The 24,748-nt window shown below is 39.1% G+C and carries 22 protein-coding genes, 2 pseudogenes and 1 riboswitch; of the genes and pseudogenes, 8 read left to right on the top strand and 16 right to left on the bottom strand.

Annotation, left to right across the window (positions count from 1 at the left end):
- Positions 1–5: 5 nt before the first annotated feature.
- From ribE to BLL40_RS18115, 4 genes are all read right to left on the bottom strand, one after another.
- Positions 6–653 carry a riboflavin synthase gene (gene ribE / locus BLL40_RS07705; RefSeq protein WP_073711341.1) on the bottom strand — a complete coding sequence of 216 codons (648 nt, stop codon included), beginning with the start codon at positions 651–653 and terminating at the stop codon, positions 6–8.
- Positions 654–1,736: a bifunctional diaminohydroxyphosphoribosylaminopyrimidine deaminase/5-amino-6-(5-phosphoribosylamino)uracil reductase RibD gene (ribD, locus tag BLL40_RS07700; RefSeq protein WP_073711340.1), complete on the bottom strand. Its 1,083-nt coding sequence runs from the start codon at positions 1,734–1,736 to the stop codon at positions 654–656.
- Between the two features lie 137 nt (positions 1,737–1,873).
- A riboswitch (FMN riboswitch) is annotated at positions 1,874–2,014 on the bottom strand.
- 514 nt (positions 2,015–2,528) lie between these two features.
- On the bottom strand, positions 2,529–2,864 hold the full coding sequence (locus BLL40_RS18120; protein ID WP_073711339.1) for an EfeM/EfeO family lipoprotein: 336 nt from the start codon (positions 2,862–2,864) through the stop codon (positions 2,529–2,531).
- An 8-nt stretch (positions 2,865–2,872) separates the two neighbouring features.
- The gene (locus tag BLL40_RS18115) at positions 2,873–3,139 is read right to left on the bottom strand and encodes a hypothetical protein (RefSeq protein ID WP_073711338.1); all 267 of its coding nucleotides are present in this window, start codon (positions 3,137–3,139) and stop codon (positions 2,873–2,875) included.
- Positions 3,140–3,517: 378 nt separating this feature from the next.
- Between BLL40_RS18115 and BLL40_RS07685 the strand changes: the two genes are divergently transcribed.
- Together BLL40_RS07685 and BLL40_RS07680 are read left to right on the top strand one after the other, a co-directional pair.
- Positions 3,518–4,069: a GNAT family N-acetyltransferase gene (locus BLL40_RS07685; protein WP_073711337.1), complete on the top strand. Its 552-nt coding sequence runs from the start codon at positions 3,518–3,520 to the stop codon at positions 4,067–4,069.
- A 610-nt stretch (positions 4,070–4,679) separates the two neighbouring features.
- On the top strand, positions 4,680–5,480 hold the full coding sequence (locus tag BLL40_RS07680) for an NAD kinase (RefSeq protein ID WP_073711336.1): 801 nt from the start codon (positions 4,680–4,682) through the stop codon (positions 5,478–5,480).
- 83 nt (positions 5,481–5,563) lie between these two features.
- On the opposite strand, the gene BLL40_RS07675 is transcribed toward BLL40_RS07680, so the two are convergent.
- Complete coding sequence (locus tag BLL40_RS07675; RefSeq protein ID WP_073711335.1) at positions 5,564–5,812, bottom strand: nuclear hormone receptor family protein; 249 nt, start codon at positions 5,810–5,812, stop codon at positions 5,564–5,566.
- A gap of 340 nt (positions 5,813–6,152) precedes the next feature.
- On the opposite strand from BLL40_RS07675, the gene BLL40_RS07670 reads away from it, so the two are divergent.
- Positions 6,153–6,755 (top strand): restriction endonuclease, encoded by a 603-nt coding sequence (locus BLL40_RS07670; protein WP_073711334.1) that lies wholly within the window; start codon positions 6,153–6,155, stop codon positions 6,753–6,755.
- A 460-nt stretch (positions 6,756–7,215) separates the two neighbouring features.
- Here the strand turns inward: BLL40_RS07670 and BLL40_RS07665 are convergent, their stop codons facing one another.
- The 4 genes from BLL40_RS07665 to BLL40_RS07650 all read right to left on the bottom strand — a co-directional run bounded on the left by BLL40_RS07665 (position 7,216) and on the right by BLL40_RS07650 (position 11,903).
- Positions 7,216–8,343, bottom strand: a complete 1,128-nt coding sequence (locus tag BLL40_RS07665) for a mandelate racemase/muconate lactonizing enzyme family protein (protein WP_073711333.1) — start codon at positions 8,341–8,343, stop codon at positions 7,216–7,218.
- A 116-nt stretch (positions 8,344–8,459) separates the two neighbouring features.
- Positions 8,460–9,812 (bottom strand): FAD-dependent oxidoreductase, encoded by a 1,353-nt coding sequence (locus tag BLL40_RS07660; protein ID WP_073711332.1) that lies wholly within the window; start codon positions 9,810–9,812, stop codon positions 8,460–8,462.
- Positions 9,813–9,849: 37 nt separating this feature from the next.
- Entirely contained in the window at positions 9,850–10,503 is a 654-nt protein-coding gene (locus BLL40_RS07655) for a GntR family transcriptional regulator (RefSeq protein WP_073711331.1), read from the bottom strand.
- 425 nt (positions 10,504–10,928) lie between these two features.
- On the bottom strand, positions 10,929–11,903 hold the full coding sequence (locus BLL40_RS07650) for a tRNA dihydrouridine synthase (RefSeq protein WP_073711661.1): 975 nt from the start codon (positions 11,901–11,903) through the stop codon (positions 10,929–10,931).
- A gap of 871 nt (positions 11,904–12,774) precedes the next feature.
- On the opposite strand from BLL40_RS07650, the pseudogene BLL40_RS07635 reads away from it, so the two are divergent.
- A pseudogene (locus tag BLL40_RS07635) lies at positions 12,775–13,935 on the top strand (IS3 family transposase).
- 112 nt (positions 13,936–14,047) lie between these two features.
- On the opposite strand, the gene BLL40_RS07630 reads toward BLL40_RS07635, so the two are convergent.
- The gene (locus BLL40_RS07630; protein ID WP_073711328.1) at positions 14,048–14,644 is read right to left on the bottom strand and encodes a TetR/AcrR family transcriptional regulator; all 597 of its coding nucleotides are present in this window, start codon (positions 14,642–14,644) and stop codon (positions 14,048–14,050) included.
- Positions 14,645–14,952: 308 nt separating this feature from the next.
- Here BLL40_RS07630 and BLL40_RS07625 point away from each other — a divergent pair, with 308 nt between their 5' ends.
- From BLL40_RS07625 to BLL40_RS07615, 3 genes and pseudogenes are all read left to right on the top strand, one after another.
- On the top strand, positions 14,953–16,428 hold the full coding sequence (locus BLL40_RS07625) for an MDR family MFS transporter (RefSeq protein WP_073711327.1): 1,476 nt from the start codon (positions 14,953–14,955) through the stop codon (positions 16,426–16,428).
- Between the two features lie 107 nt (positions 16,429–16,535).
- Positions 16,536–17,204: pseudogene (locus BLL40_RS07620) on the top strand (IS30 family transposase); the annotation flags it as partial.
- A 272-nt stretch (positions 17,205–17,476) separates the two neighbouring features.
- Positions 17,477–17,785, top strand: coding sequence for a hypothetical protein (locus tag BLL40_RS07615; protein WP_073711325.1), 309 nt, complete (start codon positions 17,477–17,479; stop codon positions 17,783–17,785).
- Here the strand turns inward: BLL40_RS07615 and BLL40_RS07610 are convergent.
- Both BLL40_RS07610 and BLL40_RS07605 read right to left on the bottom strand, forming a co-directional pair.
- Positions 17,778–18,302 (bottom strand): phage integrase SAM-like domain-containing protein, encoded by a 525-nt coding sequence (locus BLL40_RS07610; RefSeq protein ID WP_073711324.1) that lies wholly within the window; start codon positions 18,300–18,302, stop codon positions 17,778–17,780. The two genes, BLL40_RS07615 and BLL40_RS07610, sit on opposite strands and share 8 nt — an antisense overlap.
- Before the next feature lie 148 nt (positions 18,303–18,450).
- The gene (locus tag BLL40_RS07605) at positions 18,451–19,644 is read right to left on the bottom strand and encodes an acetate kinase (protein WP_073711323.1); all 1,194 of its coding nucleotides are present in this window, start codon (positions 19,642–19,644) and stop codon (positions 18,451–18,453) included.
- Between the two features lie 260 nt (positions 19,645–19,904).
- Here BLL40_RS07605 and BLL40_RS07600 point away from each other — a divergent pair, with 260 nt between their 5' ends.
- Positions 19,905–20,483 carry an HAD hydrolase-like protein gene (locus BLL40_RS07600; RefSeq protein ID WP_073711322.1) on the top strand — a complete coding sequence of 193 codons (579 nt, stop codon included), beginning with the start codon at positions 19,905–19,907 and terminating at the stop codon, positions 20,481–20,483.
- Positions 20,484–20,689: 206 nt separating this feature from the next.
- Here BLL40_RS07600 and BLL40_RS07595 read toward each other — a convergent pair whose 3' ends face one another.
- From BLL40_RS07595 to BLL40_RS07580, 4 genes are all read right to left on the bottom strand, one after another.
- Entirely contained in the window at positions 20,690–21,877 is a 1,188-nt protein-coding gene (locus tag BLL40_RS07595) for a GTP-binding protein (RefSeq protein WP_073711321.1), read from the bottom strand.
- Between the two features lie 140 nt (positions 21,878–22,017).
- Positions 22,018–22,950, bottom strand: coding sequence for a metal ABC transporter substrate-binding protein (locus tag BLL40_RS07590; RefSeq protein WP_073711320.1), 933 nt, complete (start codon positions 22,948–22,950; stop codon positions 22,018–22,020).
- Between the two features lie 20 nt (positions 22,951–22,970).
- Positions 22,971–23,828 carry a metal ABC transporter permease gene (locus BLL40_RS07585; protein WP_073711319.1) on the bottom strand — a complete coding sequence of 286 codons (858 nt, stop codon included), beginning with the start codon at positions 23,826–23,828 and terminating at the stop codon, positions 22,971–22,973.
- Positions 23,828–24,571, bottom strand: coding sequence for a metal ABC transporter ATP-binding protein (locus BLL40_RS07580; protein WP_073711318.1), 744 nt, complete (start codon positions 24,569–24,571; stop codon positions 23,828–23,830). The genes BLL40_RS07585 and BLL40_RS07580 overlap by 1 nt, the downstream gene beginning before the upstream one ends.
- Positions 24,572–24,748: the final 177 nt, after the last annotated feature.

Here is a 24,748-nt window from a genome sequence, read left to right as displayed (position 1 = left end):
CCTCCTTATAAGTAGCCGCTCTCTCTTAGTAAATCCATTGTAATGCCTTCTTTTTGCGAACCTTCTTTTTTCTCTAACATATTGCCGACGTATTTTGCGAGCATATCACATTCAATATTGACCGGATCGCCAATTCCCTTTGCGGCAAGCACTGTTTCATCTCGTGTATGCGGAATGAGCGATACCGTCACGTCGTTATCGGTCACACCGAATAATGTGAGCGATGTTCCGTCAAGAGCAATCGACCCTTTGTATAAAAAATAACGGGCGAGGTGCGCAGGATACGAAATCGTCATATAAAGCGCATTCTCCTCCAGTTTTTTTGACGTAATATGTCCAACACCATCTACATGCCCTGAAACGAAATGACCACCAAACCGGCCATTTGCAGCCATCGCACGCTCTAAATTGACCGATGATCCCGGTGTTAACATAGACAAAGAGGTCGATGTAAACGTTTCAGGCATAACATCTGCCGTAAAATGGGTTTTCGTGAACGTTGTAACGGTTAAACAAACACCGTTCACTGAAATGCTATCCCCTAATTGAACATCTGTTACGACTTTTTTTGCGGCAATCATTAACTGAAGCGATTTGCCTCCTCGGACAATACGCTCGATTTTGCCGACTTCTTCAATAATGCCGGTAAACATTTAATCATTCCTTCTTTCAGCGACAATTTTCAAATCCGGACCGATCATCTCAACTGACGTAAATTCAATCGGTAGCGCTTCAGTCATGACTGATCTGCCGAGACCACCGAACGAAGACGGGGCCGATTTTCCACCAATCAGTTTGGGTGCGACATACATGATTAGTTTATTAAATGAACCGGAGTCTAAAAAGGAAGCATTTATTTCTGCACCTGCTTCTACAAGCAGCGTCATAATGTCCATTTTGCCGAGTTCATCAAGTACAGCGTCAACAGACATATTCGGCAAGCGAATAATCGTCACACCTGCATCTTCCAGCGCACGCTGTTTTTTCGTTTGTGCATCACTTGCACAAAAAATAATTGTTTTTGCTTCTTTGTTTTGAATAATGTGGAAATCAACTGGGACACGTAAATGCGTATCCAGCAGCACTCGAATGGGATTTTTTCCTCCGCGGGGCAAACGAGAGGTCAGGAGTGGATTGTCGATTAAGACGGTTCCGATACCAGTTAAAATGGCATCATGCTGGGATCTTAGAAGGTGTACATCTTCTCTGGCAGCATCACTTGTAATCCAGCGGCTATGTCCTGTATAGGCAGCTGTTTTGCCGTCGGCGGTGACAGCGGTTTTAATCGTAATATACGGTCGTTTCGTTTGGATAAATTGAAAAAATGGTGCAAGTAACGTGTGTGCTTCTTTTTCGCAAATACCGGTCGTTACATCAATACCGGCCGCTCGCATTTTATCGATGCCTTTTCCTCCAACGAGTGGATTCGGATCAACGGCTGCGATAAACACGCGGCGAATGCCTTTTTCAATAATGAGATCTGCACACGGTGGTGTTTTCCCAAAATGAGCACACGGTTCAAGTGTTACGTATATGTCGGCACCTTTTGCATGATCACCAACCATGGTAAGCGCTGCCACTTCCGCATGGGCTTCACCGGCTTTTAAATGAGCACCCATTCCGATAATCCGGCCGTCTTTTACAACGACAGCGCCAACCGGTGGATTAGGCGATGTTTGATACGCAGCACCTTTAGCTAGAGTCAATGCAATATTCATATAATAATTGTCTTGCATAGATACGCTCCTTTCATTCAGTATCTCCGCCAGTACACAAATAAAGGGGCCTACATTGAAAACAATGTGGGGCCCCTTTTTAGCGTCAAGAAATAAGCGTTTTACGCACTAATTTCAAAAAATCAGCAAACGCGTCTTGTCCTTTCCTCCCATCCAGACTTTCACTGTCGGCTCCGGAATTTCACCAGATCCACCGCACAAATGCGGGTCACGGACTAAGGGGCATATGTGGCCCCATCACCGCCGGTCGGGAGTTGCACCCTGCCCCGGAAAGGTATTATTCGAATGTTGTATTTATTATGAACTTAGTTTGATCTTTCTGTCAAGTAAGTGATTCCTGTTTTTTTATCCTAATTAAGTAGTATAATTTGTGGCACGACAGTTTCTATTGTCGAATACAGGCCGATCATGTCGATAAATGAGGTGTATGACTTTGATATGTATCGATCGCAGCCGCCACTTGAAGGGAATGAATGCTCTTACCTAAAATTTTAAAAGGCTAGTACATATCTACTACCTGATCAACTGGGTTTAGCTTTCATAATTGCATCGCCATTCGGCAAAAATAAAAGATCGTTATTTGTTGCTGTCTGTGCACCATCATTCATCCATCTGCATATAATAAAAAGCAGCAGAAAAATATTAACGAAATAACGTTTCACCGAGCCAGCTCCTTTTCTTCACACTGGGTAGGCAAGGGAAAACTGCACTTCCACGATGAATCGTATATTCATTCAATTTCTCTTCCGTCATTAAATGCAGCAGATTCGGTCCATTCTTTCAGTAGTTTCTTTACATCTTCTCAAGCTCATCTTTCAGCAAGGTGAAAGTTTTCTTAGCACCTTCTACTTTTGCTGCAAAATCATACAAGTCTGTATGCGAATAACGATCTTCTTCACCCTTTACTTTCAATGTCAATACCTCATTCAGCCAGTCAACTGCTCCGGTTATAAGCAAATCTGGTGTCACGTCAATCGTTTCAACTCTCTTCCGAAGCAACTTCGTGCCGTCTATTAACTGCTGAGCGTATCCTTCTGTCCTGTCGTACCATCTCAATCCATAGCCTTTTTCGATACGATGATAGCCGCCCCATTCTGCTTCTGGCACATCGCCTTCGCACGCATCCATTTTCGGATCTAAATCGCCGAATATTTTTCCGCAATCGGTTCTTCGCGTTCATCGTGCATGCGTGCCAGTGCATACAATGTTTTCGCCAGTTTACTGTCCCCTGTTTTGACTGCTTCTGCAAATTTTTCCGTTTCTGTGACGAATAAATCGATTTCACCGATCGCATAGTCACAGTATTCAGCTTTTACGCCTGTTAAATCAAGTGCTGTATTTGCTTTAATGGGTTCTGCCACTTCGTCATTGCCGCATGCTGCGAGTGATACGACTGCTAACACCTTTATTTACATCTTCATCCATTTTTTCATTATGTACATCTTATAGAATTGATTATTATTATCATTTTATTTTCAATTATTTTTTGAAAAAAAATGTCGAAATTTTTTTCAATTCATGTTTAAAAACTATTTGCAAACGGGTAAAAATTTAATATTATGAAGTTACAAAGATATTTTAATGAATGTTGTGTGTGGGAAGGCAAATGGTGCGCCACCGGTTTCTTTAACTGGTTCTAATGGGTTCGATTCCCATCCCGAAATTTTTTGTGGACAGGCTGATGTTGTGACGGTCTCGTTTGAACATCTATAAAAAATTTCGAGGGCGATTCGGACTCTAGAACCGCTATGCCCTCTATGTGAAAAAAGGAGGGAATTACAATGTTGAAGAAGCGCGATGTTCATGAAAGTCATGCTTTATTTGATTTGATGATGCACCCGGAGGTCTTCCCTTTCGTGCGTCATAAAGCGAAATCTTATGAAGAGTTTGTGTTCGTTACGAAGCAAAATATTGAATCGGAGGAACGCGGCGAATTAATTACGCGGACCATTTTAGATGAATGGGGCAATCCGATTGGCACAATCAACTTATATGACATCGAAGATAATGCCGGATATCTTGGCACGTGGCTCGGCAAGCCTTTCCACGGCAAAGGGTATAATGAACCGGCGAAAGAAGAGTTTTTTAAAGAATTATTTTATGAGAACAGCATTGAATCCATTTATATGGCAATTCGCAAAGTGAATATCCGCTCACGTAAAGCCGCAGAAAAGCTGCCTTATGCCATTCAGGCAAACGAAACACGTCCTGATGTATACGCCAAATTAAATAAAAATGAGATTGTATTTGATTTATTTGAAGTACCGAAAGACCTCTTCACGCTTTATTTGATGCGCAAAGATCAGGAAAACGAACAGGCGATGGAAGCGTAACACCCATTCCAGAGAACCCCTCAATGCGTACCTTACCTTCAAATAAGAAACGAACAATCCGTCCATCCGACAATCAAATTAATGGAAAAGGGCTGTCTCCGATAATGAGAGATAGCCCTTTTTCATTTAATTTCTAACAACCACTCTCCAAATATCATTGGGAGGATCTGCTCCTATCCGGATTTCAAATCGTCAATAAAGTAAAACTTCATTCAGTAGGGGTTAGGTTCACAGGATGTGAATCATGCAGACGTTGTCACAGGACGTGACGATCTTAGTCTGCGTTCCCCGCTATCCCCCATTTATCCTTCTTTTCTTTTCGTAATCTTGAAGTGGGGGGTCTTACTGCCCGTTAATGTCTGCGTGATCACTCTATTCAAAATAAATGCATTGTTCGTCCACACTCATCATTTTCCCGCCGGCGTGCGGGTTTCGTCAAAAATGATCACTTTACTTTGAATACCTTTTGTTTGAACGTTAGCCACAGAGAACAATCTGCACGGTCCGCCATCCATCATAATTGTTTTTTCATGGCTGCGTTACCCTTTACTATTGTCTTCGTTATCCAGTAGAATAAATGTATCTGGTCTGATAAAGGAGTTTGTTGTCTGTGGAAACGAGAAGAAATATTTTTTTTTCCTATAAAAAAGATCCTGCAAAATTAAGTGATATAGAAGCGCTGATGACGATCGCAAAAGAGCAAGGATTTACGATTGTCGACCGCTCAGTAGACGCGAATATTATCGTAGCTGTTGGCGGAGATGGGGCATTTTTACAGGCGGTCCGAAAATCCGGTTTCCGTGACGACTGCTTGTATGTCGGAGTGACAGATGAAGTAGAAGCAAGCTTGTATTGCGATTTTCATATTTACGATACAGAATCGATGATCGAAGCGATGCAAACAGCTAGTGTAGAAGTACGCCGATATCCAGTCATTGATGTCCATTTAGATGGGCACACTCACTTTCATTGTTTGAATGAGTTGTCCGTGCGCTCATCCATTATTAAAACATTTGTAATCGATGTCATCATTGACGATTTTCATTTTGAAACGTTCCGCGGTGACGGGATTGTTGTCTCAACACCAACGGGCAGCACAGCGTACAATCGTTCATTAAACGGGGCTGTTGTCGATCCACTTATTCCCTGTATGCAAGTAAGTGAAATGGCATCGCTTAACAACAATCAATTCCGCACACTCGGTTCATCGTTCATTTTAAATGACAGCCGAAAACTAACACTTCACATTGTTCAAGACGGCAACGATTACCCTGTCATTGGGCTCGACAACGAAGCACTCAGTGTGCAAAATACGAAAAATATCGAAGTCGAAATGTCCGGTAAAATCATTAAAACCGTGAAACTGAAAAATAATTCGTTCTGGCATAAAGTGCAGCGAACATTTTTGTAAATGAAAAAGAACAGCACCCGCCACATTTTCAAGGGAGCTGTTCTTTTTTATCCCGCATTAACGAGCACCCCTTTATTTATTGTTCATAAAATAAATTTTACTGTAATACCCTTTTCTGTCGGTTCTACCTTCACATTTTTCACGACAATTCCTTTCGCTGCGGCTTCTTCGATTGTTTCTTTTATCGCAAATGTAAGATTCACTGCTTTCTTATCTAACAGTTGGTCATTGGACATATTTTCAGATGTTGCTGATTCCTCAAACGATCTCAACTTGCTTTCCATCATCTCATGAACCTCTTTTAACTGCTGTTCGTTTCCCTCTAGATTCATTTCGTCCTCTCCTCATCAACATATTCAGTTAAATCATTACATTCGTTTACGTTTTAAATAGTTCTGTATCACTTCGCTAAAATGACGAATCATCCCATTGTCAAAAATTCACTTGGTTATGTTTACCCTATTCAACTCTTCTTCATATAAGAAGAAGAAAATTTTTATTGCTTCTTCCTTCAACCTCCTTGTCCGTCCTACTCTCCTATTTCATTTACACGTTTCAATACTTTTTTGGCTATAAGTGTCATTTTGAACAAAAAAACAGAAAATGAATCATGATCCCTCATAAAGATGAGTAAAGTAGCGGAGGACATACTTTAAAGAAAGGACATAGAAAATGGCTCATAAAAAAGGGAATAGAAAAACAAACGTACTTTTCAATCAAGTTCTTCTCAGCTTTATCCTCTTTCTCCTTGCTTTTCAATATCCATGGATTGCGGTCACCGTCGTATCAATCGTTATGGCTGCTTTTGTATTATATATTTATCTTTGGTCAATAACAGACCGTTTAAAGAACAAAAGAGTCCTTCAATCTAGTATGAGGGAGATTGATAATATGTCAGGGGGAGATTTTGAACATTATTTAAGTGTTTTATTCGAAGATATAGGCTATGAAGTAGAACTTACTCCCGCTTCTGGCGATTATGGAGCAGATTTATTACTAAAAAAAGATCATAACTATATTGCTGTACAAGCTAAACGATACAGTAAAACAGTCGGAATTGCTTCTGTTCAGCAAGTTTTTTCCGCTAAAACATATTACAGCGCCAATGAAGCATGGGTTGTAACAAATAATACATTTACAAAAAACGCCTGCGATCTTGCGAAAAAGAGTGGTGTAAAATTGGTAGATAGAGAACACCTCATACGTTTCATGACAGAGAGCAAGATTGACACCTTTGCACCTACGTATACCATTACTCTGTGGAATGAGGAGTAGAAAAAAAGAAGCAGCTCGCTTCATATCAATCACGTGATCAGCTGCTTCTTGTCATATGTTTGGAAAAGCCTTTATTGCTTCGGTCAGTGCCCTCGCTACGTTGTTTTTCATGTCAAAAACAGACTTTGATGTTCATTCAGGAAATTTTCAACATACATAATGAGATGCAATTTTCATAAACGATTTTTCAACTCTACATTGTTTCTATACTACGGATTTGTTTGGGGTCCATTTCAGTGTAAGTAAAGTGTCTAGACCGAACGTTGTATTTTTAGAGTTTACTCTATTGTTAATAAATTACTTTATTACGCTTCAAGTATTTTGAATATCTCAAAATAGAGTAATTCTTTTTATCGTGATTTAAACACGAATACTGTACATTAAGGCTTAACGTCGTGAATTCGGATTCCTGACCAGCCCCTCGTTGTAATTGCCAGTGGTTAATCTTTAAACACTGATTTTAATAAGTGGAAGAATCATATTTTTTGAGCGTTATACGTTCAATTTCATCCCAATCCATTTCAATACCTAAACCATAACCATCAGGAGCATGAACATAACCTTCTTTATCTGTACGAATCACTGTCTTTGCACCAATTTCAAACGGTTCATAGGGGAAAGCCTGTTCAAAATAAGTGCAATTATTGCAAGCAAGCATCATATGAAGATTAGCAGCTTGTGTCAATGTTGCACCCCAAGATTGTATTTCACAACGCATGTTGTTCGCTTGAGCAAGTGCCACGATCTTCTTCATTGGTGTAAAGCCACCAGAAACCGTAACGTCCGCACGAACATCTGTCCATGCACCTGCTTTAATACCATTGTTAATATCCATAAGAGAAGTCAATGTATTACCCCCACAAGAAATAGGAACATGTGAATGTTGGGTTAAATAGTGATAGCCTTCTAAATCTCTGTCTGGAATTGGTGCTTCAAACCATACCCAATCATATTTCTCTAATTTTTTGCACATTTTGTATGCTTCTTCTCTCGAATACTGCGCATCAGGATCCAGCATAAACTTGATTTTACCAGCAAAAAGTTCTTGAATTTCATCCACTAAAATAACATCTTCTTCATAAATGGTATATGGATGGATTTTAATTGCAGTAAATCCTTCTGCAATACAGGTCTCGATATATTCTATATATTCTTTATTGGTGTCAAATAGAGGGGTAGACGCATAAGAATAAATTTGATCCCTAGACGCACCCAACAGTTGATAAATTGGTAGCTTAGCATATTTACCAACCAAATCCCAAAGAGCGATATCGATCATAGACATCGCAGGCAGAGGTACTAGAGTTGGCCGTTGTGCCATCCATGTCCAAATTGCCTCACGATCTAATGCTGATTTTCCAATCAGACCAGGCACATACAAAATGCCTGTTTCCATCATAGAAGGATCAAAACGTTCTTCTGCATAAGTAATGGTACCTCCAATACCCACATAATCATCTTCTGTCGTAATACGACAAATCGTATTTGTCGTAAAGATATCATTAAGATACTTCGCCCATCTTGGTCTATGGGCGTTAGAGTCACCGGTCATAAAAAATTCTACTTTTTTAATGGTCAATGCTTTCATATGAACCACTCCTTTTAATAAATCTTTTCAAATGTATCTTTATCCTTTTCTGTGATACCTCTTAGAAATTTGTTTACTTTTATAAATAGGACAATATATTGTAAATTTGACACGTTTTAAGATAGTTTTGCTCCATCTTTATTCAATAAATCTCTTATATATATGCCATTAATATTACGAATCGGAATATTATTATTAATTGATTCAACAGCAGCGAGTCCAGCAGCCTGACCGTAAGCAAAGCATTGTGCCGTTACCCTTGCCGATGCTAATGCTTCATGCTCGGCACTTAAACACCTTCCAGCAACAATTACATTTTCCCCTTTTTTCGGTATTAAGGTTTCAAAAGGCACTTCATAGTAATCGTCTAGCAACCATTCTACTTTTGGCTTTTCACCACTGTGCAATTCAATAGGCCATGGAGAACGTACGATACCATTCGACCGTTTTCGTCGAGTTAACACATCCTCATTGGTCAATCTGTCTACACCATCAATGGTTCTTGTTTGCCGAATACCAACTTCTATTCCAGTATCATTGATGAAACTATCCTCACACCCTTTAATATTTTCTTTAAGAAATCTTGCGTATTCTCGTACTTGATGTCTGCCGAGATATTCTGCTTCCGTATGATCCGCTGGATTTGTTGCATTAAGCTCTCTTTTATCTTTCCCAATGATCCGGGTTGCATTAACAAGTAATTCATTGGGCCTTGATGTTTTAAAAATCCATATTTTAGAACGAGGTAATTCATATTGTCCTGACTTATTTAACTCGTTAATTAAATTTGTCACTTCGTATGAACAGATCGTGTCACTTCCCCAATGTTCAAGGAAGCGTTCAACATTAATACCACCCAATCTAAAAATCATGGTTGGATTTTGGATTTTCCCTTCTTCCCCCATGTTGAAATGAAATCCTGCTCGGTAAATAACATCTGCATCTCCACTTGCATCTATGACAACATCCGCATGAATAGCTGCGAGACCTGATTTTGTATTAATAATCACACCTTTTATGCTTTCATCGTCCATGACAACTCCTACGAGTGATGTATGGTATAAGATGTTCACATTGCTTTCTATTAAGAAATCTTCTGCAACTTCTCGCCATACAAGAGGGTCATGTGTCACGGTCCACGTATGTCCATACTTAAGTGGTGCTGTAATGCCACCGCGACGTTCCATTTCTGCCCGAAAGCGTTCTGTAAATCCAAAAACAACTTGTTCAGGTTTTGTCTTTTTTTCACTTGATAAATACAGGCCACATATTGTTCCAGACAATCCTGCTACAGCTGCTCCACCACAAAAACCATATTTTTCAATTAACATAACATTACGTCCATGTCGACTTGCTGTTTCTGCTGCTGCTACACCAGCTGCTCCACCACCAATGACTAATACTTCTACATTTGCAAATACAGGATAATTGTGTTTGCTACTAACTACATTATTTTTTTTCCAATTCAATTTAATTTCCTCCAGTTGTTATTTTCCGCATGCATCATTAATCTACTATCGAATTCCATACATCAATATTTAATTTATATAGTTTTTCAATTGAACTAAGTAACTGATTCAATTGTTCAAGGGCATTTGCTTCATCACCTAATGCTACTGCTCTCATTAAATTTACATGTCCTTGGTTGATTTCATTGGTCTGTTGTTCATTTGTCTTATATTGTGAAAAATAGATTCTTCTTGCTAGTGAATGCAACGGAGTAATAGCATTTTCCGCAAATGGATTTCTTGCACATTTTGCAATAAATTTATTAAATTCATCATCTATTCTTAATGCTTCTAAATCATTGTTTTCTTTTGTCGCTTGTTCATAAGCACTTGCTAATTCGTTAAATCTTTCTCTCTCATCCGGTAATGAAAATCTCACTGCTCTTTTTACAATAAGTGTTTCAAGAACTTTTCTAAGCTCCATTTGTAAAAACATTTCTTCTATCTTAATTTCAGTTACCATTATTCCGCGCTGAGGCATAATTTTTAGCAAATGTGCCATTTCAAGTCGCTTAATGGCTTCTCTTACTGGCATTCTACCGATATTGAGCTCTTTGCTTATTTCATTTTCAGAAATCAATTGTCCAGGCTTTAACTTTAACGTTACAATCATTTCCTCTAATTCTTTATAAGCCTTTTCAGATAAATTCATTTAATATCTCAACTCTTTCATTTTTCTTAATTACTCTATATAAAGAGTATACATATGTCCATTTAATATATAACTGATATATTAGTTATTATAAAAATAAAACGCTTACAAATCAAGTTATTTAAAAAAGGTTTAAGTTTTAAATCAGTGAGTTTTTTCCTACTCTTTTTAACCAAAGAAAAAACCTCCTTAAAGCGCTGTAAACACAGTCACATCAAGAAGGTTTAAATAAATTAACGGTCATCGTTTTATTTGTAAATGATCTTCCCCATTTACGTACTTTTCATTTGCAAATTCATAACCTAATATAGATTACTATAATAACAAACGTATAAAGCAAAAATTGGCGGGAATGAGTCCGGTTTAATAACGCCTTCACACCCGTTTAACACCCTACTTCGCTTTTACCTTGAATTGGAACACTTCTACTGTTCCCCCATTCCATCAAGATTCTTTGTCCCAAAGTTATCGAGCAATGCACGCACTTCATCTGTTGACTCTGTACTCATTAATTGATTTCTTAATTCACTTGCCCCTCGAAACCCCCGGACATATATTTTAAAAAAGCGATGAAGAGCCTTAAACGAACGTAGCGAATATTTATCATGGAGATTCAGATGCAGCCTTAAGAGATCAAGCAATTCCTTACTACTATGATCTTTCGGATGCTTTTCAAAGGCAAATGGATTATTGAAAATACCACGCCCAATCATAACCCCATCAATACCGTATTGATGAGCGAGCTGTAAGCCAGTTTGACGGTCAGGAATATCCCCATTGATCGTCAAAAGTGTATCTGGTGCCACCTGGTCACGAAGTTTCTTAATCTCCGGGATGAGTTCCCAATGAGCCTCTACTTTGCTCATTTCCTTCCTTGTACGCAGATGAATGGAAAGATTAGCAATGTCTTGTTTCAATATGTGTGTCAGCCAGTCGTGCCATTCGTCTACATCCGTGAAACCAAGCCTTGTCTTTACGCTTACGGGCAATCCTCCTGCTTTTGCTGCTTGTATTAAATCTTCTGCAACTTCTGGACGACGGATAAGGCCGCTTCCCTTCCCATTCTGTGTCACATTAGGTACAGGACAGCCCATATTGATATCCACACCCTGAAAGCCTAGTTTCGCCATACCAATACTCATTTGCCGAAAGTATTCAGGCTTATCCCCCCATATATGGGCTACAATTGGTTGTTCATCCTCTGTAAAAGTTAAACGCCCACGTACACTATGGATCCCCTCTGGATGGCAATAACTCTCCGTGTTTGTAAACTCTGTAAAAAACACATCAGGACTGCCTGCTTCACTTACTACATGGCGAAAAACAACATCCGTCACATCTTCCATTGGTGCCAGTATAAAAAAAGGCCGTGGTAAATCACGCCAAAAATTATCTATCATTTTCAAATTCAAATCCTCTCATTATGGGATACCAAACCTCTTATCCCAAAATTAAAAAGCAAAATACCCCTGCTTCTCTTACACTTATACCATGCTTAAGCACTTTTTATCAAACTGATCGGCAATGTTTATTTTAACTTCACAATCTCTGTACAACCAAAATAATCTCCTGCTAAAATCCACTCCATCAACCAACATTCGACTGTTCGAGTTAAAATAAAGTTTTGCTAAACAAATTGATGCCCTGTTCTCAAAATCAAAATAAACCACTTCGGCACCAAACCCACTTTTCAGCATAGAAAAACAAAAAAGACCACCTCCGAAGAAGTGATCTTTTACGTTAAAACCCTTGTCTCATAAGGGTTTTAACAACCTATGATTCCTACTGGGTTCGAACCAGCGACCTCTACCCTGTCAAAGCGAAAGAAGCGGCATTCTTAATTTTAAATGTGATAGGTCTTACCTAAATCATTTGAATAACGCTGATTTAACAAGGTTTATGAATTTTTAATTTGTGCAGGTTTTACCTGCTAAATCGAAGGGCACCGTTTCGGCACCAAAAATGGCGCCACAACACACTCCCTCTAAATGTTGATATGGCAAGCTTCTTTTATAATTCAATTAATTGAAATATTAAAAAAGACAACCCTTGGTGTAGCCTGATTATTTAGAAGTACATGACCACAGTCTAATTAAAGGATATTTCGTATTATGCTATTTAGGAAGTTGCTGTGTTTTCTTCTTTAACAAGCACAGGTATCTTACATATTTCAACCTTTACTCCTAACCTTCTTTGGATCGTCTACACTTATCTGGACAGAAAAATTAAGGTCACGTACACTTGACCTAAAACAGATGAGGAGTCCCAAATATGACGAAGCGAGAACGCCGCACCTTCACGCCTGAGTTCAAAAAGCAAATGGTACAGCTGTATCAGAATGGAAAAACAAAACAAGCGATTATCAACGAGTATAATCTAACTCCTTCATCTCTTGACCGTTGGATTCATCAGGATGAAACGTCCGGTTCCTTTAAAGAGAAAGACAATCGGTCTTCTGAACAGCAGGAGCTTTTGGAACTGCGTAAGGAACTGAAACAGCTAAGGATGGAAAATGATATTTTAAAGCAAACCGCGCTGATCATGGAACGAAAGTAAATGTCATTAAACGAAACAAGGACAAATACTCGGTATCAGCAATGTGCACCGTCCTGCAAATAGCACGGAAGTACGTATTACTATGAAGCGAAAGAGCGCCCATCAGAAGACGATGTGACGGGCGCCATCATAGAGATTTTCGAACAAAATCGAAACGCCTACGGCACCCAGAAAATCAAAATCGAGCTGTACAAGCGTGGCTATATAGTATCTAGGCGTCGGATCGGTCGCACCATAAACGAACAAGGATTAGTGTCGACCTATACGGTGGCACAATTCAAACCACAAAAAACGCCCTGTAATGAATCCGTTCAGGCGAATGAACTAAACCGCGCATTCACTCAGAATGAAGCGAAAAAGGTAGTCGTAAGTGATTTAACATACGTCAGAGTGCAAAATAAATGGCATTACGTATGTGTCTTTGTCGATCTCTTTAATTGGGAAATCATAGGATTCAGCACCGGTCCGAACAAAGACGCGAACCTTGTCGCACGGGCTTTTTCCTCGATTCAAGGTAATCTGCGAGACATCCAGCTGTTTCATACCGACCGTGGCAGCGAGTTTAAAAACCAATTGATCGACGAGACGTTAGCGACCTTCAACATTAGCCAATCCCTTAGTATGAATGGCTGTCCGTATGATAATGCCGTGGCGGAAGCCACGTTTAAAATCATCAAAACAGAGTTTGTTCGTCAGATAAAGTTTAATAGTCTAGCGCATCTCACACTCGAATTTAGTGACTACGTTAACTGGTTTAACAAGCTGCGCATTCATGGAACACTAGGCTACGTCAGTCCAATTGAATACAACGATTGTCCCTTAAAAAAGTTGTCTGATTTAGTGTTGACAATCCATGTGAAATACTTAATTAAGTAAGTTCTTTTACAAATAAACACCCCTTTAGATTTTTTATCTAAAGGGGCAAAGTTATGCAACTTTTTTATAAACATCGTGATCGTGTTTTAAACTAACAGCAGTTCCTGTAAATTTAGAAGTACTTTGCAAAATAGTGTTCAAATAAATAATCAATTTGCTCTTCTATGGGAATTGGGTTCCAAATAAAAGACACGTTTTTTTTACAAGCCATAAGAGACGGAAAAAAGATTGCCGCATGAATTTGCATCATCATCATGAAAAGAATATCTGGGTTTTTTTCACCCGTAATTTCTTTTATCGTATCTTTAATTATGGTGAATCCCGTTGTTTCCATATAATTTTTGTATTCAAATTGGGATTCAAATGAAATATTCCCTTTCCCGATTTCTCGGACAAGTCCAGGATACTTTAAAACTGAATTTACATATTGAACCATGAAAGCTTTTAACCTTTCCTTTGGAGGAATAGAAAGATTATCTAAGATGAGAAAAGTTTCCCTAAATGAGGCCAGTAATACTTTCAAAGCTTCATTGATCAATTTATCTTTCGATCCAAAATGATAATTTATCAGCGCAACATTTACGTTTGCCAAGGCAGCGATTTTACGCAGGGTTATATTTTCTAGACCTTCTTCTGTCTTGATTAATTCTAATGCTGAATTCAATATATTCCCTTTTGTTGTAAAGTCATTTTCGGAGCTTTTGGTCATCTTGCAACCCTCCTAATTCAAAATATATCTGTTTAGATTGTTAATTTATACGATGATTAATTTCACCATAATACTCTTACGCTTTATGTGTCAAGCCTCTATTTTATAATATTACATTTGGGAACTATCCTGAATAATTTTTTCTTGACAAATAGATAGGGAAGAGGTATTTTTATTTAAACATTGTTTTAAACGCCGTTTAAATAATGACCAAATGATTACTTTTATACCTATTTTTAAGTTTTATCTTGTGACCAACTTGATAAAATTTTGAAAAATAAACTATTAGAAAAGGAGATAAATTTCTTGTGTCAGAAAAATCAGTAAATAATAATGAGATATTTTCAATTAAGACCATTATAGGACCACTACTAGCAGTTATTGTTGGGATGATAATGGTAATTCTTGATAGTACAGCGATGAATGTTGCGCTTCCTGGAATAGTGAATGATTTTAAATCTGATGTTTCTACTATGCAATGGACTTTAACAGGTTACACGCTTGCAATGTCAGCCGTCATTCCATTAGCTGGTTGGATGTCGGATCGTTTTGGAGCAAAAAGGATATTTTTAATTACGATCATCTTGTTTACGCTTGGTTCCGTTTTATGTTCTTTTGCACAAACCCCTGAACAACTTATTCTCTATCGTGTTATTCAAGGGCTGGGTGGAGGAATGGTTGCGCCAATAGGAATGGCGATTATTTTCCAACTTGCTCCTCCGGATAAAATAGGGGCTGTGATGGGGACACTTGGGGTTCCAATGTTATTAGCACCTGCATTAGGTCCTGTTTTAGCAGGGTATCTTGTAGAATACGTTACTTGGCATTGGATTTTCCTTATTAATTTACCAATTGGAATTATTGCACTTTTGATTGGAATGAAATTTTTGCCGAAAGTAGAACGTAAGACCGTCCCATCTCTAGATTATTTAGGTATCATATTAGCGCCTATTGCATTTGCAATGCTAGCCTATGGAGTAAGTGAAGGAGGAAAAAGTTGGTCTTCAACGGCAACTCTTACTGGATTAGTTGTAGGTGGAGTTGCTCTCATTCTTTTTATTTTCGTTGAACTCCGTCAAAAACAGCCTTTATTAGAGCTGAGAGTATTTGGCTCTTCTGACTTTAGCAAAGGGATTGTAATTGCATGGATCTCTCAAATCGCTTTATTTGGAGTGATGATTATTGTCCCGTTATTTTTACAAACAGTTAGAGGGTATGGTGCTTTAGATACTGGTTTAATACTACTTCCACAAGCTCTAGCTTCAGGTATTATGATGCCAATCGGAGGGCGTTTATATGATAAATTAGGTGCTCGTCCTTTAGCTATAACAGGCTTGTCTATTATTACTGTAGCTCTTTTTATGCTTTCACAAATTTCTATGGATACAACGATTGGATTTATCATTGCTTGTTTAGTGATGATAGGAGCAGGAATGGGTCTCTCCATGATGGCGATTAATACCCACGTTCTTCAATCTGCTCCAAGGCATCTTGTTAGCCGTGTTACACCATTAACAACAGCGGCTCAACAAGTAATGGTTTCATTTGCTGTAGCAGGGATGACTGGGTTCCTAACATCAAGAATTACTGATCATATGACAGAAACAGCTAACCCTATTGAAGCTTCTGTTGCTGCTTATGGCGATACATTCCTTCTAGCGGCAGGAATTGCAATAGTCGGGGCGCTTCTAGGAACAATCCTTAATCGGCCAAAACAACAGCCGGAAGATGGACCAGATGATGAATCAAAAAAAGCGAATGCCGCAATGATGACAGGGCATTAGGAAGAAAAACGGATCATCTTTTTCCGATAACGAAAAAGATGATCCGTTTTTCATTTAGATATTACCAGTAAAGTCTATAATAATATCTAAATCGGAGTATTTTATAGATCGCAAACCGGCTGTTTAAGGGGGGTGTCTGCTTCAAGACCATTTACCGCTGGCTGTATCAGGGACGAATCACGGATCGAATGGTCCAAGTACTCCGCCACAAAGGAAAACGCCAGAAGCCACAGGAAACACGCGGCCGGTTCAACGTCGGAATACCGATTGCCAAGCGCCCCGCTGAGGTAAAAAAACGCAGGACCTTTGGCCACTGGGAATGGGACACCGTGGTGTCTGGCCGCGGAAAAAGCAAGGGCTGTGTGGCGACCTTTGTCGAGCGCAAAACTCGCTGGTACGTAGCCATTAAGATGCCAGACCGATCCGCCGATTCCATGGAGTGTGCCATCCGCGCGATGCACAGCCGTCTGCCGGAGAAGGTCTTCAAGACGGCCACGACCGACCGGGGAAAAGAATTCAGCTGTTATTCAGTGGTAGAAAAAGATCTGGAGATTGCTTTTTATTTTGCCGATCCGTATTCGTCCTGGCAGCGTGGGAGTAATGAAAACACCAACGGCCTGCTTCGTGAGTTTTTCCAAAAAGGCACCGATTTTAACATGGTGAAAGACGACGAGTTGGGCCGGGCACTTCAGCTGCTCAACAATCGGCCACGCAAGTGCCTGGACTGGCGCACGCCACACGAAGCGTTCATCGACGAAGTGTTGCACTTAACTTGACAAACGATCCCATAAAAAAAACCCTCTTTTCAGTGTTGAAATTCACACATTTAAAAGGACAAGAGGTCAAATTCAGTTATGGTTATAACCCAAATGTTTTGATCTATCAATGTTCTGGACAAGTTGAAAATTAAACGATATTTTTGTAAGATCAAAGGTGGAATATTAGTCAATCATTTTTAAGCCGTTCACTGTGAAATATCGAATCGGTGACTGGTCTAATAGACACCCATTTCCCCCTATTTTTTCGTATTGAAAGGAGAATTTTTTTAATGCTTGAAGTAACAGGTGTCTTTTCTGTAAATATAGTAGTTGATCATAATGATTATGAAAGTATAGTAATTAAGAAATTAAAACCTTACATGAAGTCCGAAACAATAGTTAAAATCTTAAAAATTTCAAAACCCTTTCAAAGTTATGACAAAAAAACTATTGTTACTGTCGATTGTATTTATAAAATTACAACAGAAGAAGTACATCATTTCTCAGCTGAAAGTGATTATTTAGGAATTGTATTAAATACGCTAAGGTCAAAAATTAGTTCTCAAGTATTCTCTCCTACTATTTTCAGCATTAATTAGGGTTCTTCTGGTGACATAAAACATGCATTAATACATAAGCACGAAAATCAGCGTACCAACTTTTATCAAGTGAATTTAACAATTGAGTTAGTTCCTGATCCGATAGAGTATCAACTTGTTTCTGTTGCATCTTGATATTTTTTAGTGCAGAAAACGGATTTTCCTCAAGATGTCCTTCATTAATTAGCGTGGTGAATGCTGCTTTCTTTAATCTTAAATACGAGTTTGCTGATCTGATATTGACACCAATTTTTTTCTCTTTTCTCCATCTTGCTTCTTTAAATTGCTGTTTTTCAGTGAGTTGCCATTCAATAAACCTTCTTGCATCTTCAACCGTAAAGTTTTCCATATGCTTGTTTTTAGCAAAACAACGTTCAAAATCGTTAAACAGTTTATGATAATTTGCGATCGTATGCGTTGACAATCCTTCCATTTGCTTAATTCGAATGACAATATCCCTTGCTTTTTCAACAGTTAATTTAGTTTCAACTTTTGTTTTCCGTCTACTTTTGGACATAGAAAAAATCCCCTTTTCTGCGCTGTGTTTTAGCACAAAAAAAGAGGATTAAGGGTCTTTCCTAGTCATGGTCGCAAATGACTTAATTTCCCTATTATATAGCACCGCAACCATTACTTTTGATTCTCAAAAACGTTGATACACCGCGTTAAATCACCGTCAATCGCAATACATCACGGGCGATCATCACTTCTTCGTTTGTTGGAATCACCATTACTTTAACCGGTGAATGCGGGTAGCTGATAAATGCTTCCTGTCCACGAACGTTGTTGAGGCTGGAGTCCCAGTAAACGCCCATAAACTCAAGGCCGCGGAGTACGCGTGCACGTGAGGCAACGTCATTTTCACCGATACCGGCTGTGAATATGATCGCATCAACACCTGACATCCTCGCTGCGTATGAACCGATGTATTTATGGATGCGGCTTGCGAATACTTCAAGCGCTGTTTCCGCCCGTTCACTTCCATCGTCAGCGGCTTGCGTAAGGTCACGCAAGTCACTCGACAAACCGGAAATGCCCAGCATGCCGCTTTTTTTGTTTAATATATCAAGCACTTCATCGGCCGTTTTACCAGTTTTTTCCATAATGAATGGCATTAATGCAGGATCAATGTTTCCTGAACGTGTGCCCATCGCCACGCCAGCAAGGGGTGTAAAGCCCATGGATGTATCAATTGATTTCCCGCCTTCAATTGCCGCAATACTCGCGCCATTGCCTAGATGACACGAAATTAAACGCAATTGTTCAATCGGACGACCGAGCAGTTGTGCGGCACGTTCTGTTACGTATTTATGTGACGTGCCATGGAAACCATATTTACGGATGCCATACTTTGTATAATATTCGTATGGTAAGCTGTATAAATAGGATTTCTCCGGCATCGTTTGATGGAATGCTGTATCAAACACTGCGATCGATGGCACGTTTGGCAATACGTTTTGAAAAGCACGAATACCTGTCACGTTGGCTGGATTGTGCAGCGGCGCAAGTTCGGATAATTCGTCAATTTGTGCAAGTATCGCCTCATCAATTAACACGGAATCATCAAATGCTTCTCCACCATGAACGACACGGTGGCCGATGCCATCAATTTCGTCAAGAGATGCGACGATGCCGTTAGATACTAATTTACTGAGCAGCATTTGAACCGCAACAGCATGATCTGGAATGTTTGTTACTTCTTTATCTATCGCATTAGTAGGAGTAGTCATCGAAAAAACCGAATCAGATAAACCGATTCGTTCCACCAACCCTTTTGTTAATACCGTTTCTTGCGGCATTTCAAACAACTGAAATTTCAACGATGAACTCCCTGCGTTAATCGCAATTACTTTAGACATCATATCCTCCTTAGAAATCGAACAAATTCCTCTCTATATAGAGATATCCTGTTCTCGTGTAAATAGCAAGTGTTCATTCTTTCCTAAACCGTTTTCATTAAATAATAATTATTTTCCGACAAATCAGTCTCATGTATTCCCTTTTCTGCTTTATTCACATTTCTTCTTTTTCAAGCACATTATTTATAAAAACAGTCATGTTATTATTGTCTGAAAATAGTGTACAATGAGGGTATGATGTGTAAAGGAGATTGAGAGTAATGAAGTTACTTTGGGATTTAGATGGAACCATTTTTGATACTTATCCGGCGATTCTTGATAGTTTTATCGCAGTACATGAAGCGGCGCATGGCGAGACGACCGACCGGAATGAAGCACTTCGCTGGCTGAAAAGAAACTCGAAGCTTGCCTTCTCACAATATCGTATTTCAGAAGATTTCCGTCCGCTTTTTACAGAGCTTGATCATAAGCAATCTGAAGCGGGGAGTCCTCCGTTTGATGGCATAAAAGAGATTTTGGCGGCAGCCGATGTAAACGTCATCGTCACACATCGGACGAAAGCATCAACAATTGAATTGCTGACAAAATGGGGATTAATTGATTTCTTTGATGAAATTATCAGTCCAGAAGATGATGGATTTCCGCGTAAACCAGATGCGGCTGCCTATCATTATTTGAACGAAAAATACGATCTTGATTGGGCGATTGGCGACCGCTCGCTTGATCTAATCCCGGCTCGTGAAGCAGGTCTTAAAACGGTTTCGTTCCAAAACGCCGACATTGAAGCGGACGTTTATCTCGATACGTATGATGAGACGTTTTTTGAAAAAGTAAAGTAATAGGAAGCTGTCCTGCAAGTTAATGCATAACTGACTTGGGACAGCTCTTTTTTTGTTTTAAAAAGATAATTTAGTGTTGTTTAAAGTGAGTTCGGCGTAAAACAGTGCTTTCCTCCTTATCAAACTCTCTTTAATAGTTCTATCACACTATCTTTTATTCCAATTACTATATATAAAAGCAAATTCTATTTTGAGATACAATCATGTCACACCGTCCACAAAAATGGATCTTTCATACTGCTCCATTCACTGTCAAATTCGTCCGGTGTAAGCAAACATTGATCGAGTTGATGGCTAATAGCTGTTTGATCAAGATCCACTCCGATGAAGACCAGTTTCGTACAACGGTCCCCAAATTCTGGATCCCATTCAGCCAGTATGTTTGAGTTCTGCTCAATAATGCGATTCTGCTGTTCTTTCGGTAGTGATGCCACCCAGTACGACACCGGTTCAACAGTGACAGACGGCCCTGCCTGGGACATTAAAAGTGCCAAATCATTACGGGTTGCGCACCAGATAATTCCTTTTGCCCTGACAATCGAGGATGGCATGACGTTTAGCCAATTATCAAATCGTTCTGAATGAAACGGCAGCCGTCTCGCATAGACAAATGAAGATATTCCGTATTCTTCTGTTTCGGGCGTATGATTTTGATGTCCAGATGTCAGTTCTTTCAACCAGCCGGCAGACGAACTTGCTGTATCAAAGTTGAACAACCCCGTATTAAGAATATGATGCAAATCTACTTGTCCTTTTACCGCGCGAATGATTGTTGCATCTGGCTGCAATGTTTTCAATACTTTTTCAAGCGACTGTAAATCTTGTTCTTCAATCAAATCACACTTGTTTAATACAAGTACATCGCAAAATTCAATCTGATCAATTAACAAATCGGCAATTTCGCGTGTATCCGTTTCACCGAGCCCTTCCTTCCGATCGAGTAAGCTTTCTCCAGACTCAAAGTCGTACCAGAAGCGGTTCGCATCAACGACCGTTACCATCGTATCGAGCCGGCAAAACTTCGTTAAGTCAATGCCCATTTCTTCATCAATATAGGAAAATGTCTGTGCTACCGGCAGCGGCTCACTAATGCCAGTTGATTCAATCAAAATGTAATCGATATTACCTGCTCTTGCTAATTTTTCCACTTCAACAAGCAAATCTTCACGCAGCGTGCAGCAAATGCAGCCGTTAGACATTTCGACAAGCTTTTCTTCTGTTCGTGACAGCCCGCCTCCCTGTTCGACAAGATGAGCATCGATATTGACCTCGCTCATGTCGTTGACGATTACAGCAACTTTTAACCCTTCTTTATTATGTAAAACATGATTTAGTAATGTCGTTTTCCCTGCTCCCAAGTATCCGCTTAAAACTGTTACCGGAATTTTTTTCATCGTTAATTCCTCCCTATGTTTAAATCGTAATAATTACGATTTAAACATAATTATCTTTTACTTGCAAGCTAATCTATTTGCAATTTAATAATTTGATGAAAAAAAGAAAACGGTTGAAAATAACAACCGTTTTCTTTTCTTTATAAATTTTCGAGAATGACTGTAATATTTGATTTCATCATCTTTATATACGTATCGCCTTCTTCTCCAGGTTTTCCTATAGAATCTGTAAATAATGTTCCTCCTATAGGTATTCCTGTTTCGGCTGAAACCATTTCCATACTGCGTGGATCAATACTTGTTTCAACGAACAAAGCAGAAGGCTTTTTGTTTTTGATTAACTCCACTATTTTCGTTACTTGATCTGGTGTTCCTTGATTTTCTGAATTGATTTCCCAAATGTATCCGGCATGGAAATTATAAGCTGCACTAAAATATTTAAAAGCCCCTTCACTTGTCACAATAAACCGTTTTTCTTCCGGGACTTCATTAAAATCAGCGATTGCCTGCTCATGAAGGTCTTGTAGCTGTTTTATATACACTTTCGCATTTTCTTCATATGCTTCTTTATGTTCAGGATCCACTGCAATTAACCCATCTCGTGCATTTTCCGCATATTTAATGCCATTTCGAATATCAAGCCATGCATGAGGATCTTCTTCTGCTTCTTTCCCTTTCGTCGTTAAATGTTTTGCCTCTACTCCTTCACTCATGCGATAAACCGGTGCATCTTCTCCTGCTTTCCCCGCCGTTTCAAGCAGTTTTTCAAACCATGAATTACCCGCTTCTAAATTTAAACCGTTATAAAATATAGCATCTGCATCCGTTGCCTTTTGAATGTCTACTGGCAGCGGATCGTATTCATGCGGATTTGATCCTACTGGTGCTAAACTATGAATTTCCACTTGATCGCCGCCTACATTTTTCACAATGTCATATAAAATAGAATACGTCGTGACAACTTGTAATTTGTCTTCTTTCGTTTCCGAACTGCCTTGCTTTTCTTCACTGCAGCCTGCCATAAAAACAATAGCCATTAAACTAATAAGTGCTAACTTTAAAATATGATGCATTTTTTTCCTCCTCGACACTTTTAGGAAAGTGACATTTTTTTATTTTTTGATTTTATCGTACGCCATACAATTCCTTGTTTCGGTGAAAAGAAAAAGGCCATTAAGAAAAGGACTGTCGAAACAAGTACGATCGTTGCACCTGATGCTAAATTATAAGTGAAACTAAAGTACAGCCCGACAACGGACGCTGCGACACCAAGCGAAGCGGACAAATAAATCATGATCCATAATCGATCGGTTAATAAGTAGGCTGTTGCAGCCGGTGTAATCAGCATCGCGACAACAAGAATGATGCCCACGGTTTGCAAAGAGGCAACGGTCACCATTGTTAGCAGTGTCATTAAATAATAATGAATCCACTTTGTCGGTAATCCATACGCCTGTGCCATAGTCGGGTCAAAAGACGTTACAAGCAATTCTTTATAAAATAAATAGACAGATAATAAAACAAAAATTCCTATGCCAAGCGTCGTCCACATATCTGACGGCCGAACTGCTAAAACGTTACCAAACAAAATATGGTAAAGGTCGGTACTGCTTTTCATAAAAGTAATCAAAATAATTCCTAAAGCAAAAGCCGCCGTAAACATGATGCCGATCGAGATATCATTTTTAATTCGGCTGTTTTGACTGACAAAGCCAATGCCCATCGCTGTTACGACGCCTGAAATGACTGCTCCAATAAAGAAATTGATCCCGAGCATATATGCAATGGCCACTCCCGGAAGAACAGCATGCGAAATGGCATCTCCCATCAAAGCCATTCCTCTTAATATAATGAAACAGCCAATGACCCCACAAATAATCCCAACCATTGTAGACGTCAATAATGCTTTTTGTAAAAACTCATATTGAATAACAGCGTCAATGAATGACATTACGCGTTCACCCCCATCTCCTCAAGAAATGAAAACTGACCGGAATAGGCTTTAGCTAAAATTTCCTTTTGAAAAACAATATTCGCATCACCAAAATGAATAAGTTCTTTGTTTAATAAAAGGAGTTGGTCAAAATACTCATTTGCTTTGCTTAAGTCATGATGAACAACAAAAATGGTTTTCCCCATACTCGTAAGTTTCTTTAAAATACGAATAATGGTTTCCTCACTTAAAATATCCACCCCGACAAATGGCTCATCAAGAAAAAGAATATCAGCCTTTTGAGCGAGCGCTCTTGCTAAAAATACACGCTGCTGCTGACCGCCTGAGAGTTCACCAATTTGTCGCTTACTGAAACCATCCATTCCGACTTCTTTTAAACATTGAAGTGCCCATTCTTTCTCTTTTTTACGAGGTTTTTTTAAAAATCCAAGACCTGGATACGTCCCAATCATCACAGTATCTAAAACGTTGATTGGAAAATCCCAGTCAATTTGACTTCTTTGCGGGAGATACGCAACAGACTTTCTTATTTCCACAAAGGGCTTCCCATTAAATAATACTTCTCCTTTATCTTTTGGAATCAAATTCAACAGCGCTTTTAACATTGTTGACTTTCCGGCTCCATTTGGCCCAATGATCCCGACTAACTTTCCAGGTTTAACGGAAAAACTCATATTTCGAATCGCATCATTCCCATGATAAGAAACAAATAAGTTTGACACATGAAGTACTGGCTTCATTCTTATCATCTCCTTTCAAACTCATAATTTATCTCTAACTAAATTCTTTCCCTAAGGCAACTTTTGGTTTAAAAAAAGAGAATTGCCGTATTTTTGTTTTATATGCGCACATTATATGCATTCACATTAAATTGTTGCCCTCATGAAACATTTTAACTCGATAACAATTTTATTGTC

Origin of the sequence: Domibacillus mangrovi (assembly GCF_001906925.1) — a bacterium.
GTDB classification, from domain to species: domain Bacteria; phylum Bacillota; class Bacilli; order Bacillales; family Domibacillaceae; genus Domibacillus; species Domibacillus mangrovi.
This window is presented reverse-complemented; position numbering and strand designations above follow the sequence as displayed.

Bases quoted from the DNA above. Each gene is read 5' to 3' on its own strand.
- ribD (WP_073711340.1), bottom strand. From the start codon at position 1,736: ATGCAAGACAATTATTATATGAATATTGCATTGACTCTAGCTAAAGGT.
- BLL40_RS07630 (WP_073711328.1), bottom strand. From the start codon at position 14,644: ATGACCAAAAGCTCCGAAAATGACTTTACAACAAAAGGGAATATATTG.
- BLL40_RS07685 (WP_073711337.1), top strand. From the start codon at position 3,518: ATGTTGAAGAAGCGCGATGTTCATGAAAGTCATGCTTTATTTGATTTG.
- BLL40_RS07650 (WP_073711661.1), bottom strand. From the start codon at position 11,903: ATGATAGATAATTTTTGGCGTGATTTACCACGGCCTTTTTTTATACTG.
- BLL40_RS07615 (WP_073711325.1), top strand. From the start codon at position 17,477: ATGCTTGAAGTAACAGGTGTCTTTTCTGTAAATATAGTAGTTGATCAT.
- BLL40_RS07605 (WP_073711323.1), bottom strand. From the start codon at position 19,644: ATGTCTAAAGTAATTGCGATTAACGCAGGGAGTTCATCGTTGAAATTT.
- BLL40_RS07610 (WP_073711324.1), bottom strand. From the start codon at position 18,302: ATGTCCAAAAGTAGACGGAAAACAAAAGTTGAAACTAAATTAACTGTT.
- BLL40_RS07595 (WP_073711321.1), bottom strand. From the start codon at position 21,877: ATGAAAAAAATTCCGGTAACAGTTTTAAGCGGATACTTGGGAGCAGGG.
- BLL40_RS07675 (WP_073711335.1), bottom strand. From the start codon at position 5,812: ATGAATCTAGAGGGAAACGAACAGCAGTTAAAAGAGGTTCATGAGATG.
- BLL40_RS07600 (WP_073711322.1), top strand. From the start codon at position 19,905: ATGAAGTTACTTTGGGATTTAGATGGAACCATTTTTGATACTTATCCG.
- BLL40_RS07585 (WP_073711319.1), bottom strand. From the start codon at position 23,828: ATGTCATTCATTGACGCTGTTATTCAATATGAGTTTTTACAAAAAGCA.
- BLL40_RS07590 (WP_073711320.1), bottom strand. From the start codon at position 22,950: ATGCATCATATTTTAAAGTTAGCACTTATTAGTTTAATGGCTATTGTT.
- ribE (WP_073711341.1), bottom strand. From the start codon at position 653: ATGTTTACCGGCATTATTGAAGAAGTCGGCAAAATCGAGCGTATTGTC.
- BLL40_RS18120 (WP_073711339.1), bottom strand. From the start codon at position 2,864: ATGGATGCGTGCGAAGGCGATGTGCCAGAAGCAGAATGGGGCGGCTAT.
- BLL40_RS07655 (WP_073711331.1), bottom strand. From the start codon at position 10,503: ATGAATTTATCTGAAAAGGCTTATAAAGAATTAGAGGAAATGATTGTA.
- BLL40_RS07670 (WP_073711334.1), top strand. From the start codon at position 6,153: ATGGCTCATAAAAAAGGGAATAGAAAAACAAACGTACTTTTCAATCAA.
- BLL40_RS07580 (WP_073711318.1), bottom strand. From the start codon at position 24,571: ATGAAGCCAGTACTTCATGTGTCAAACTTATTTGTTTCTTATCATGGG.
- BLL40_RS07665 (WP_073711333.1), bottom strand. From the start codon at position 8,343: ATGAAAGCATTGACCATTAAAAAAGTAGAATTTTTTATGACCGGTGAC.